Annotated in this window: 10 protein-coding genes; 6 read left to right on the top strand and 4 right to left on the bottom strand. The window is 60.0% G+C overall.

What is annotated here, in order from left to right:
* Window positions 1-24: 24 nt before the first annotated feature.
* Window positions 25-642 (bottom strand): bifunctional phosphoserine phosphatase/homoserine phosphotransferase ThrH, encoded by a 618-nt coding sequence (gene thrH, locus ABTV22_RS08655; RefSeq protein ID WP_433739450.1) that lies wholly within the window; start codon window positions 640-642, stop codon window positions 25-27.
* 163 nt (window positions 643-805) lie between these two features.
* On the opposite strand from thrH, the gene ABTV22_RS08650 reads away from it, so the two are divergent.
* Complete coding sequence (locus ABTV22_RS08650) at window positions 806-1,546, top strand: phosphoadenylyl-sulfate reductase (RefSeq protein WP_095945179.1); 741 nt, start codon at window positions 806-808, stop codon at window positions 1,544-1,546.
* Between the two features lie 204 nt (window positions 1,547-1,750).
* On the opposite strand, the gene ABTV22_RS08645 is transcribed toward ABTV22_RS08650, so the two are convergent.
* Window positions 1,751-2,092 (bottom strand): hypothetical protein, encoded by a 342-nt coding sequence (locus ABTV22_RS08645; RefSeq protein ID WP_433739449.1) that lies wholly within the window; start codon window positions 2,090-2,092, stop codon window positions 1,751-1,753.
* 15 nt (window positions 2,093-2,107) lie between these two features.
* Here ABTV22_RS08645 and ABTV22_RS08640 point away from each other — a divergent pair, with 15 nt between their 5' ends.
* Together ABTV22_RS08640 and ABTV22_RS08635 are read left to right on the top strand one after the other, a co-directional pair.
* Entirely contained in the window at window positions 2,108-3,649 is a 1,542-nt protein-coding gene (locus ABTV22_RS08640; RefSeq protein ID WP_433739448.1) for an NCS1 family nucleobase:cation symporter-1, read from the top strand.
* Between the two features lie 71 nt (window positions 3,650-3,720).
* Window positions 3,721-4,449, top strand: coding sequence for an aspartate/glutamate racemase family protein (locus ABTV22_RS08635; protein ID WP_175391266.1), 729 nt, complete (start codon window positions 3,721-3,723; stop codon window positions 4,447-4,449).
* A gap of 115 nt (window positions 4,450-4,564) precedes the next feature.
* Here ABTV22_RS08635 and ABTV22_RS08630 read toward each other — a convergent pair whose 3' ends face one another.
* Window positions 4,565-5,488, bottom strand: a complete 924-nt coding sequence (locus tag ABTV22_RS08630; protein WP_433739447.1) for a LysR family transcriptional regulator — start codon at window positions 5,486-5,488, stop codon at window positions 4,565-4,567.
* A 125-nt stretch (window positions 5,489-5,613) separates the two neighbouring features.
* Here ABTV22_RS08630 and ABTV22_RS08625 point away from each other — a divergent pair, with 125 nt between their 5' ends.
* Window positions 5,614-6,360 carry a 3-oxoacyl-ACP reductase family protein gene (locus ABTV22_RS08625; protein ID WP_433739446.1) on the top strand — a complete coding sequence of 249 codons (747 nt, stop codon included), beginning with the start codon at window positions 5,614-5,616 and terminating at the stop codon, window positions 6,358-6,360.
* Between the two features lie 127 nt (window positions 6,361-6,487).
* Here the strand turns inward: ABTV22_RS08625 and ABTV22_RS08620 are convergent, their stop codons facing one another.
* Window positions 6,488-7,183 carry an HAD-IA family hydrolase gene (locus tag ABTV22_RS08620; protein ID WP_433739445.1) on the bottom strand — a complete coding sequence of 232 codons (696 nt, stop codon included), beginning with the start codon at window positions 7,181-7,183 and terminating at the stop codon, window positions 6,488-6,490.
* Window positions 7,184-7,430: 247 nt separating this feature from the next.
* On the opposite strand from ABTV22_RS08620, the gene ABTV22_RS08615 reads away from it, so the two are divergent.
* Complete coding sequence (locus ABTV22_RS08615) at window positions 7,431-12,296, top strand: RHS repeat-associated core domain-containing protein (RefSeq protein WP_433739444.1); 4,866 nt, start codon at window positions 7,431-7,433, stop codon at window positions 12,294-12,296.
* Complete coding sequence (locus ABTV22_RS08610; RefSeq protein WP_433739443.1) at window positions 12,293-12,685, top strand: hypothetical protein; 393 nt, start codon at window positions 12,293-12,295, stop codon at window positions 12,683-12,685. Before ABTV22_RS08615 ends, ABTV22_RS08610 begins: the two co-directional genes overlap by 4 nt.
* Window positions 12,686-12,724 lie beyond the last annotated feature (39 nt).

The raw sequence follows: 12,724 nt of genomic DNA, 5'->3' as shown, positions 1-12,724 counted from the left end.
TGGCGATGGCATCGGACCGGATGCTTAAAGGCTCAAAGTCCGGTTCGAAGCCTTAATGAACTCCTGCTTCAACGCCTCAAAGTCGTGCACCGCCGGGAACTGCGGGAATTCGCGAATCACGTTGTCCGGCGCATGGAACAGAATCCCGGCATCCGCCTCGCCCAACATCGTGGTGTCATTGTAGGAATCCCCAGCGGCAATCACCCGGTAATACAGGCTCTTGAACGCCAGGACCGACTGGCGTTTGGGATCTTTCTGACGCAGTTGGTAACCCGTCACCCGCCCGGTTTCATCGGTAATCAGACGATGGCAAAGCAAGGTCGGGAAGCCCAGCTGACGCATCAGTGGCTGGGAAAACTCATAGAACGTGTCCGACAGAATCACCACCTGAAAGCGCTCGCGCAGCCAGTTGACGAACTCGATGGCGCCGTCCAGCGGCTTGAGCGTGGCGATCACTTCCTGGATATCGGCGAGCTTCAGTCCGTGTTCGTCGAGAATCCGCAGGCGTTGCTTCATCAAAACGTCATAGTCGGGAATGTCCCGGGTGGTGGCCCTCAGGGATTCGATCCCGGTTTTTTCGGCAAACGCGATCCAGATTTCCGGGACCAGCACACCTTCAAGATCCAGACAGGCAATTTCCACAAGACACTCCCATTTGTATTGTTTATTGAGTCGAGCGAGGCCGAACTCTAGCGACTCAAGCCCCACCGCGCAACGCAGAGGACGCCCCGGCCGGCGCAGCTTTTTGTTACCATCAGCCCCATATAGAGCGCCCAGCGCCACCGACCTGTAGGAAGCCGCCCTGATGAGCCCAACGTTCGACGTCGTGGAACTCGCCACGACCTATGCCAACAAATCTGCCCAGGACATCCTGAAGCTCGCGTTTGCCGAGTTTGGCGATGACCTGTGGATATCCTTCAGCGGTGCCGAAGACGTGGTGCTGGTGGACATGGCCTGGAAGCTGAACAAGAACGTCAAAGTGTTCAGCCTCGACACCGGCCGCTTGCACCCCGAGACGTATCGCTTTATCGATCAGGTGCGCGAGCACTACAAGATCGACATCGAACTGGTGTCGCCGGACCACACCAAGCTCGAACCGTTCGTGAAGGAAAAAGGCCTGTTCAGTTTCTACAAGGACGGCCATGGCGAATGCTGCGGCATCCGCAAGATCGAACCGCTGCGCCGCAAACTGTCCGGCGTGAAGGCCTGGGCCACCGGCCAACGTCGTGACCAGAGCCCCGGCACCCGAAGCGCCGTGGCGGTGATGGAAATCGACACCGCGTTTTCCACCCCGGAACGTACCCTGTACAAGTTCAACCCGCTGGCGCAGATGACCAGCGAAGAGATCTGGGGTTACATCCGCATGCTGGAGCTGCCGTACAACAGCCTGCATGAACGCGGCTTCATCAGTATCGGCTGCGAGCCGTGCACCCGCCCGGTGCTGCCGAACCAGCACGAGCGCGAAGGTCGCTGGTGGTGGGAAGAAGCGACCCAAAAAGAATGCGGGTTGCATGCGGGGAATATCATCAGTAAATCCAAAGCCTGATCCCGCGCCTTGTGAAATCCCTTGTAGGAGCCGAGCTTGCTCGCGATAGCGGTCGCCCAGTCAATGAAGCTGTCGACTGAACCACCGCTATCGCGAGCAAGCTCTGCTCCTACAGGATGTGTGATCGCCTTAAAAATGTGTACACACGAATGTCACCATCGGTGCCATTTATGTGTGCATTTTTTGTTTATACGCCCCTAAAAGTTACATTTCCCTCCCCGCCATGCCCTTCTGCATCCGCCCCCAAAAATAAATACCTGCTCGATCGGTCAGGTTATATCCCCCGATTTTCAGTGATTTAGCGCCCGTTGATAACCAAACGAAATCAGCAGCAAATTCCATAGATTCCGGACTGGCACAGATCTCGCTTAAGTGCATACATGTTTTGTATACAATCAACTCAAAACATAAAAACACTTTAGATCCGCAAGCCTGAAGCGCCCTATCCCGTACAGGCTGCAGATGCCCCGTAACCAATGATATTCGCCACCCGCGACGAAGATTGCCGAGCCACTGCTCATGCACAGTCATCGCGGCGTCGAGCATCAGGAGCCTGCCGGAATGCGTACAAGTCTCTCTAATAACAACATTGCGCTGGATCTGCCCTCTTCCCCCACCACTCCAACCGATTTCGATTCATCGTTTCATTCGCCTGTTGTACTCAGCCCCCGCCTGCATAACCAAGACCTGGCACCGACCAAAGCCGAAGGTCGGCGTTGGGGCAAGTACAGCATCTTTGCCCTGTGGACCAACGACGTTCACAACATCGCCAACTATTCGTTTGCCATTGGCCTGTACGCCCTGGGCCTGGGCGGCTGGCAGATTCTGCTGTCGCTGGGGATCGGCGCGGCGCTGGTGTATTGCTTCATGAACCTGTCCGGCTACATGGGGCAGAAAACCGGCGTGCCGTTTCCGGTGATCAGCCGGATCAGTTTCGGTATCCACGGTGCGCAGATTCCCGCGTTGATCCGCGCCGTGATCGCCATCGCCTGGTTTGGCATTCAGACGTACCTGGCCTCGGTGGTGTTTCGCGTGCTGTTGACGGCGGTCCACCCCGGATTCGCCGAGTACGACCACAACTCGATCCTCGGTCTATCGACCCTGGGCTGGGTGTGTTTCGTTGCGATCTGGTTCGTGCAACTGGCGATTCTCGCCTACGGCATGGAGATGGTGCGGCGCTACGAGGCGTTTGCCGGACCGGTGATTCTGTTGACCGTCGCCGCGCTGGCCGCCTGGATGTACTTCCAGGCCAACGCGACCATCGCCTGGTCGATCCGCGAACCGCTGACGGGCGGTGAGATGTGGCGCAACATTTTTGCCGGCGGTGCGCTGTGGCTGGCGATCTACGGCACCCTGATCCTCAATTTCTGCGACTTCGCCCGCTCCTCGCCGTGCCGCAAGACCATCAAGATCGGCAATTTCTGGGGCCTGCCGGTGAACATTCTGGTGTTCGCCACCATCACCGTCCTGCTCTGCGGCGCGCAATTTCAGATCAATGGCCACATTATTGAAAGTCCTACGGAGATCATCGCCTCAATCCCCAACACCTTCTTCCTGGTGCTGGGTTGCCTGGCGTTCCTGATCGTTACCGTGGCGGTCAATATCATGGCCAACTTCGTCGCCCCGGCCTTCGTGCTCAGCAATCTGGCGCCCAAGTACCTGACGTTCCGTCGCGCCGGCCTGATCAGCGCCACCATCGCCGTGCTGATCCTGCCGTGGAACCTCTACAACAGTCCGCTGGTGATCGTGTACTTCCTCTCGGGCCTCGGCGCCCTGCTCGGCCCGTTGTACGGCGTGATCATGGTCGACTATTGGCTGGTGCGAAAAGGCCGGATCAACGTGCCGCAGTTGTACAGCGAGGACCCGAACGGCGCTTATTACTACAGCCGCGGGGTCAATCTGCGCGCCGTGGCGGCGTTCATTCCCGCAGCGCTGATCGCTATCGTCCTGGCGCTGGTACCGGGTTTCCACCTGGTCTCGCCGTTCTCCTGGCTGATCGGTGCCAGCATCGCCGGGATGCTCTACCTGATCATTGCCAAACGCCAACCTCACTATGCAGACGTCAGCGGTGAAGCCATCGCCGTCGATAACGTCAGCCACTGACTCCATCGCGGCCCGGCAGCGTCGGGCCGCAGACCTACCCTGTTAAAAGCACCCCGTTATAAGGACTTCCCATGCGAATTCTCGTGGTCAACGTCAACACCACCGAATCCATCACCCAGGCCATTGCCCGCTCGGCACAGGCCGTCGCATCTCCAGGCACCGAAATCGTTGGCCTGACGCCGCACTTCGGTGCCGATTCCGTCGAAGGCAACTTCGAAAGCTATCTGGCCGCCATTGCCGTCATGGATCGAGTCATGTCCTACGACCAGCCCTTCGACGCGGTGATCCAGGCCGGTTATGGCGAACATGGCCGCGAAGGCCTGCAGGAACTGCTCAATGTGCCGGTGGTGGACATCACCGATGCGGCGGCGAGCACCGCGATGTTCCTCGGCCATGCCTATTCGGTAGTCACCACCCTCGACCGCACCGTGCCGCTGATTGAAGACCGCTTGAAACTGTCCGGGCTGTGGGACCGTTGCGCCTCGGTGAGAGCCAGCGGCTTGGCGGTGCTGGAACTGGAACACGAGCCGCAACGCGCCTTGGAGGCCATCGTGCACCAGGCCGAACTGGCGGTGACTCAGGACAAGGCTGAAGTGATTTGCCTGGGTTGCGGCGGCATGGCCGGGCTGGACGAGCAGATTCGCCAGCGCACGGGTGTGCCGGTGGTGGATGGCGTGACGGCGGCGGTGACCATTGCCGAGTCACTGGTGCGGTTGGGGTTGTCGACCTCGAAGGTGCGGACCTATGCCACGCCCCGGCCCAAACGCATCATTGGCTGGGCGGAGCGGTTTGCCCGGTAAACCGCGTCGCCCTATTCGCGAGCAAGCCCGCTCCCACTCTGGATTTGTGCGTTCACATATCCCCTGTGGGAGCGGGCTTGCTCGCGAAAGCGGACGACTCGGTTTTAAGCCAGGTTCAAATGGCACTAAACCGCTGCCCCAACCCCCACTCCGCAAACTGCTCAATAATGAATTCAACAAACACCCGGGTCTTGCCCGGCAGCAGTTTGTGTTCGGCGTAATAAATCGAAATGTTGCCGTCATCGACATACCAGTCCGGCAACACTCGCTGCAGCGTCCCCGCCTCCAGATACCCCACGGCAAACGGCATGCTCACCAGCGCGATCCCCAGCCCTTGGGTGGCCGTGGCGCAAGCCGCTTCCGAATCGCTCATGGTCATCCGCGCTTTCAGGGTCAACGGACTGTGCTGCCGGGTGCGGCTGGTCAATTGCCAGGAGCGCACGCGGCCTGTCTGCGGTGAGCGAATGAGGATGCCCTCGTGGTGCTTGAGATCCTCAGGTTCGATGATCACCTCGCGCGCAGCCAGGTAGTCGGCAGATGCCACCAACACACGATGGGCCGGGGTCAGCTTGCGCGCCACCACCCCTTGGGGCAATTCGAATCCACCGCCAATCGCAGCGTCGAAGCCCTGGCCGATCAGGTCGATCTGGCGGTTATCGAAATGCCAGTCCGGGTTGATTGCCGGAAAACGCCGCAAGAACTCCCCGAGCAACGGCACGATGTACAAGCGCCCGAACACCGTGCCCATGCTGACCTTCAACGTCCCCGCCGGACGCCCGCCAGCGCTGGCAAGGTTGGCCACGGCATTCTGGATCGTGTGCAAACTGCCACTGACCTCACCGAGAAACAACTGGCCCGCCTCTGTCAGCGCCAGGCGGCGGGTGCTGCGCTGGAACAGCCGCACGCCCAGTCGCGCTTCCAGCTTGGCGACGCTCTTGCCCACGGCAGCGGGGGTCAAACTCAAGCGTCGCGCAGCTTCGGCAAAGCTGCCCACCTCGGCGCTGCGAACAAAGCATTCGATACTGCTGAAGGTTTCCATGGTCACCACTATAAACTTTTGGTTTACACAGACTATCGCAATGTCCGTCTACACAGCGTGTCATCGCAAATCGATACTAGGCTCCATCAACCGGGACATCCTGCCTCGGGACTTTGGAGATCGATATGACTACTCAGAACCTCAGCGGCAAAGTGGCTTTGATCCAGGGCGGTTCCCGTGGCATTGGCGCTGCCATCGTCAAACGCCTGGCCGCTGAAGGCGCGACGGTCGCCTTTACTTATGTCAGTTCCACGGCCAAGGCCGAAGCACTGCGAAACCAGATCATCGCCGACGGCGGCAAAGCCCTCGCCATCAAGGCAGACAGCGCCGATGCCGACGCCATTCGCAACGCCGTCAGCGCGACGGTAGAAAGTTTTGGTCGACTGGACATCCTGGTGAACAACGCCGGTGTGTTGGCGGTTGCCCCCCTGGAAGATTTCAAACTCGAAGATTTCGACCAGACCCTGGCCATTAACGTGCGCAGCGTATTCATCGCCACTCAGGCCGCCGCCCGTCATATGACCGAAGGTGGTCGGGTCATCAACATCGGCAGCACCAACGCCGATCGCATGCCCTTCGCCGGTGGCGGCCCCTATGCCATGAGCAAGGCGGCACTGGTCGGCCTGACCAAGGGCCTGGCCCGGGACCTCGGCCCCAAAGGCATCACCATCAACAACGTGCAACCGGGCCCGGTCGATACCGACATGAACCCGGCCGAGGGTGACTTCGCCGACAGCCTGATTCCATTGATGGCCGTTGGGCGTTACGGCAAAGCCGAAGAAATCGCCAGTTTCGTCGCCTACCTCGTCGGCCCCGAAGCCGGGTACATCACCGGTGCCAGCTTGACCATCGACGGTGGTTTTGGCGCCTGATAAAGCTCAGTTAAATGCAATCCCCCTGTAGGAGCGAGCCTGCTCGCGATAGCGGTGTATCAGACAGCAATGATCTGTCTGGATGAACGCTATCGCGAGCAGGCTCGCTCCTACAGATTTTGCTCTGTCAGCCCCACTCGAGCGCTGGCAAGCCGAACGCCCCTGGTTTGAACGCCTTCAACGTACGAAGAATGCCATCGGCGTGTGCGTATTTTTCATCGGCCATCGCCGCATCCGGAATGGCAATCGCCGTCATCCCCGCCGCTTTCGCTGCCGTGACGCCGAAGGGCGAATCCTCGAACACCAGGCAATCCTGCGGCGCGACACCCAGGCGTCGCGCGGCGGTCAGGAAGATATCCGGCGCTGGTTTCGCTGCGCCGACTTCCGGGTCATCAGCGGTGACGATGGTGTCGAACAGGGCAAACCAGTCCCGGTGCAAGGTGGTTTTCTGGCCGAACGACTGACTCGACGAACTGGTGCCCACCGCGATGGGAATGTTGTTGGCCTTCAGATGCCGAACCAATTGCTGTGCGCCCGGCATCGCCTGTGCTGTAGGAAAGCGCTCGCGCATCAGCGGTTCGCGGATCACCAGGAATTCTTCGGCGCTGATCGGCAGTTCCAGCGCCTCGACCACGTAGCGCGCCAGGTCAGCAGCGCCGCGACCGATGATGTGTTGTTTGAGGCTCCAGTCGAAGGTCCGCCCATAGCGCCCGGCAATGATGGACGTGACTTCGGTGTAAATGCCCTCGGTGTCCAGCAGCAGGCCGTCCATATCGAAAATCACGGCCTTGATCGGGCCGAACTCATTCAGCGCTGCATTCATCGCATCTGATCCGTTTTCAATGACATCCGAGGCGGCTCAAAATCGGCCGGCTCCGTGACTGATTAAAGGTTTCAGCAGCATAACGAGCGTGGTTGGCATAGAGCAACGGGCAAAACCCGAGCGGTGCGAAGAGATGCCAATGATTTAGCGAATCGCCCTACATCAAACACCTCCTTTCCCGACTTCTTTCCCCGCTGATCCCACGCAGAGTTTCGCGCCTCCTCTACACCCGAGCGAAACACTGCGCATGTTCGATCCTGACAAGCTGCTGGCCCTGAATAACACCATCGGCCTGCTGGTGGTGGCGGCGATGAATCCGGAACACCCGGACTTCGAAGCGTTGCTCAAAGACTTCCGCCTTTGTCTCAACCAATACGACGCCTGGGCTGAGAACTTCTGGACCGGCGGCACACTGGATGTCGAGCAGGTGTTCACAGTCGGCAACGACGTCCGTCTCAGCGCGCCGAAGAACGCCACCACCCCCGTCAGTTCCACTGTTGCGCAATGCCCCGCCAGCGGTCCATTGACCCTGGTGCATATGTTCGAAGCCGCGCGCTTCGTGCCGATCGGCGATACGCCGGTAATGCTCGAACCGTTGATTTCCGATGGTCCGGATGGACCGACGTACGGTAAAGCCATTCACGAAACCATCGGCCCCAGCGGCATTCTCGAAATCCCCGATTGCTGGCGCGGCAATCGCTACCGCATCACCTTCTTCCCCAACGTCACCCGCGATCACGTCAAAGCGCTTTATGCCTCCTATCAAGGTGTCGTCGATGGGCTTGAAGGCTGGTTACGCAGCGAGTGGACGAACGAATTTCAACCACTGTGGGCCGGGTTTTCCGAAGCTGATTTCAGGGAACGCTACGGCATGCTGCAACGCGCCGATTGGCGAGGCTTCGAGAATTCCCTCAACCAGTTATGGGACGACGTCAAGCAGCTCTACGCCCTGATCGCCGACCTGCAAGCCAACAGCGCCAAGCTCCTTGAATACCTCACCGAAGCCGAACTTGAGACGCTGTTGAATGCGTCGACCGAGGCCATCGCCAATCTGTTGCTGGTATTGAGCGATGAACCCTTGATGTTCATTTATCTGGCCGCGTTCACCAGTTGGCTGAAGCTGTTACCGCCGCAGTACATCGCCGAAGTCGTGGCGCAAATTCGGACGGAGTTGCTGATCGGTTTCCTGCTGGCGTGTTTGACCGGCCCTGCCGGCCTGAAGCTTGGCATGAGCGCCAAGGTACTGGGCAAGGTCAAGTCCGAACGCGCCCGACGCTGGCTGGCTGGGGCGTCTGTGCGACTGGCCGAGCTGACGAGTCGCTCCGATCTGACCGCTCACGCGGGCACGCTCAAGCCGTTGATGGTCAATGCCCGAAACGCACAGCTGAAACCTGCGCCGACCGTGCCGCTTCGCATCAGTGCCGCAGGGTCGGCGGATGTATTGGTAGACAACCCCGTCGCCATTGCCCGGAACAAATCTGACGCCAAGACGCGCATCGGTCGCCAGGAACCTCACGACGACGCTTCCAAACAGGCGAAGAACCCCAACGGCGACAGCACCGATACCGCTGGGCACACCGCCACCCACGGTTGCCCGGTATCGCTGGTCACCGGTGAAGAACTGCTGACCCTCACCGATGCCACGCTCGACGGGATTCTGCCGTTCGAGTTCACCCGCCTGTATCGCACCAGCGCGGTGGAAATCGACAGCGGCCTCGGTTTCGGCTGGAGCCATTCGCTGAGCCAGCGCCTGGAGATCGACGGCGACAGCGTCACCTGGATCGATTCAGAGAACCGCCGCACGCCGTTTCCCCTGCCGACTCTGACGCGTCCGGCGATCCACAACAACCTGTCGCGGGCGGCGATCTTTCTCGGGGAAGCGCCGGAGGAGCTGATTCTCGCCCTGGTCGGTGAATCACCGCGCTTCTATCACTTCCAGCATGGCCGCCTGAGCGCGATCAGCGACGCCTACGGCAACCGGCTGAGCGTGCAGCGCGACCTGGCCGAGCGCATCCAGCGTCTGGACAACGGTGCCGGGCGCTGCCTGCACCTGCGCTATGACCGCCAGCACCTGATCGCCGTCGACTACCAACGCTGGCATCCGGCCGACGACCAGGAACCCGGTTGGCGCACCGAACAAACCCTGGTCAGCTACCGCTACGACGGCCGTGGCCGGCTGATCGCGGCGAGCAACGCGGTCGGTGAATCCGAGCGCTACGACTACGACGAACAGCACGTCATCCTGCAGCGGCAGCTGGCTGGCGGTGCGAGTTTCTACTGGGAGTGGCAACGCTCCGGCAAGGCCGCGCGCTGCATCCGCCATTGGGCGTCCTTTGCGCAGATGGACACCCGCTACGCCTGGGACGACGACGGCGGGGTGACGCTCAGGCACGCCGATGGCAGCCAGGAACGCTACGTCCATGACGAGCAGGCGCGGCTGGTGCATCGGCGCGCGGCCGACGGCGGCGAACAGCACAAGACCTATGACGCCCAGGGCCGGCTGATCGCCGAACAGGATGCCCTCGGCGCCGTCACCGAATACCACTACGACGAAGTCGGTCGGCTGATCGCGCTGATTCCGCCCGACGACGAACCGACGTCCTACGAGTACCGCAACGGTTTCCTGCACGCGCGGTATCGCGGTCAGGCCAAGTGGACCTACCAGCGCAATGCCCAGGGCGACATCACCTGGCTGATCGACCCCGACGGCCAGAGCACCTACCACGAATACGACGCGCAAGGCCGCCTGGTGCTGATCCGCTACCCGGACCGCAGCCTGCATCGCTTGCGCTGGAACGGCCTCGGCCAACTGCTCGAGGAAACCCTGCCCGACGGCGGGCGTCGGCAGTTTGCCTACGACGCCCTGGGGCGGCGGACCACGACCCAGGACGCATTCGGCGCCATCAGCCGTGAGCAGTGGGACGCGGTCGGCCGCCTGTTACAGACGACACTGCCGAGCGGCGCCAGCCGTCGTTTCAGCTACAACGCCTACGGCCAGGTCACCGCCGAGCGCGACGAACTGGAGTGTGTCACCCGCTACGAATACGCCGACGACCTGCACCGGGTCAGCCGGCGAATCAACCCCGACGGCACCCAGCTCAAGTACCGCTACGACCACGCGCAGCTGTTGCTGACCGAGATCGAGAACGAAGTCGGCGATAAATACCGCCTGGACTACACCCCCGGTGGTTTGATTCGACAGGAAACCGGCTTCGACGGCCGGCGCACGGCCTACGCCTACGACCTCAACGGCCAGTTGCGGGAAAAGACCGAATTCGGCGATGACGGTTCGTCGTTAGTCACCGGCTATGCACGCGACAGCGCCGGCCGTTTGCTGGTCAAGACCCTGCCCGACGGGAGCAAGGTCGAATACCGCTATGACCGCTTGGGGCGGCTGGTCAGCGTCGACGACGGCCAGGACCACCCGCTGGCGTTCGAGTACGACGCCCTGGACCGGCTGATCACCGAGCACCAGGGCTGGGGCACCCTGCGCTACGGCTACGACGCCAGCAGTCAGTTGCAGCACCTGCGCCTGCCGGACAACAGCCGCCTGCAATATCACCGCGCTAAAGGTGGAGCGCTGAGCGCCATCGACCTTAATGGCACGCGTCTCACCGCTCATCAGTTCGAATTCGGTCGCGAACGCCAGCGCCAGCAAGGCCGGCTGCACAGCGATTATGCCTACGACGATCAGGGGCGCTTGCAGGCCCACGCTGTCAGCCAACACCAGCGTCAACTGTACCGCCGCGATTATGCCTACGCCGCCAACGGCAACCTCCTGCACATCGGCGACACCCGCCACGGCCTGCGCCGCTACCAGTACGACCCGCTCGAGCGCCTGACCCGGGTGCACCACGCCCGCGAACAAACCCCGGAGCACTTCAGCCACGACCCGGCCGGCAACCTGCTGATCCACGACCGCCCCGGCCCCTGGCACCTCAAGGGCAACCGCCTGCTGCGCCACGGCGACCGCCATTACGCCTACGACGCCTTCGGCAATCTGATCCGCGAACGTCGCGGCCAACACACCACCGACTACCGCTACGACAGCCAGCACCGGCTGATCGGCGTCAGCCTGGCAGACGGCCGCACCGCCAGTTATCGCTACGACGCCTTCGGCCGACGCATCGACAAAACCGTCGACGGCCACACCACGACGTTCTTCTGGCAAGGCGACCAACTCGTCGCCGAAAGCAGCCAAACCCACTACCGCAGCTACCTCTACGAGCCCAACAGCTTCCGCCCACTGGCCCTGCTCGACGGCAAAGGCCCGAAAAACGCCCGCCCGTTCTACTACCAACTCGACCACCTCGGCACCCCGCAGGAACTCACCGACTGCGACGGCGACATCGTCTGGTCGGCGCAATACACGGCCTACGGCCAACTCCGCGAGCTAACCCAGGGCAGTGGCGAACAGCTGGAACAACCGCTGCGCTTCCAGGGCCAGTACTGCGACACCGAAACCGGCCTGCACTACAACCGCCACCGCTATTACCAACCGGACAGCGGGCGGTACATGACGCCGGACCCGGTGAAGCTGGCGGGTGGGTTGAATGCCTACCAGTACACGCGCAATCCGACGGGGTGGGTGGATCCGTTGGGGTTGAGTGAATGTCCGGGTTCTGGTGGGTGTAAGAAACCGGCGCCAGAGGATCTGGATCCCACAGCGAAGGTGAAAGTTGAGGAAGGCGAACCAAGCACTCCCTCTCCAAAACGCAACAATCGCTATTTATATCGAGGAGACTCACGTGAGCCATGGGAGATTTTCGAAGTTGGGTTTGAGCCACTAGGGGATAGCCTAGATCTTTACTTACATGCACGAGACAACCGAAATCCCCCCAGCTTTTTCGTCAGCACTTCGACTTCAGTAACAGAGGCTATAAAATTCGGGACGGGGTATGGATTTGAAGATGGATACGTTTACGTAATAAAAAATATTAAGGGGATAGATGTGAATAAGAAACTCGGCCTGCTTTCACCTCATAAAAATGAGGTCGAAATAGCTATGCCCGGAGGAATTGAGAGCAAAGATATTCTAGGCGTTACCCCCGTTCGTGCCGATGGCACCCATGAAGGCTACTCTATCCCCAATCCACATCGGAAATGGCCATGAAAATAATAGAAATATCCACAAGCACCCAAGGGGTCCCACAGAAGGTCGTAATCGAATGCGACCGGCAAAAGCGAACGTTAACTTTGATAATGGAAAACGGGGCTAAAAAAACCTACTCAGCCCATGATATTTATGAATGCCTTGGATTACTTCGAGCTGACTTCCCAGAAACAAGATTTTTATGCAAAGGAGCAAAAGTTAACGTTCACCCATCAAGAATGTCATCTCAAATGTCAGCCGGAATAGCCGCGTACGAACTTAAACTAGGAAGACCCAGCGAACCAGAAGACGTGGTAAATATATTCGATTATGACGAAAAGGACATTACAAATGACATCCAACAACAAAGAGATTTTTATAGGAATTGGATAAAATCACTAAATAAATAATCACACTAAAATTATTCTAGCCCCCTCCGCTGCCTAATT

The sequence above is a fragment of the Pseudomonas putida genome, assembly GCF_050990305.1.
Lineage (GTDB): Bacteria > Pseudomonadota > Gammaproteobacteria > Pseudomonadales > Pseudomonadaceae > Aquipseudomonas > Aquipseudomonas putida_AH.
This window is presented reverse-complemented; position numbering and strand designations above follow the sequence as displayed.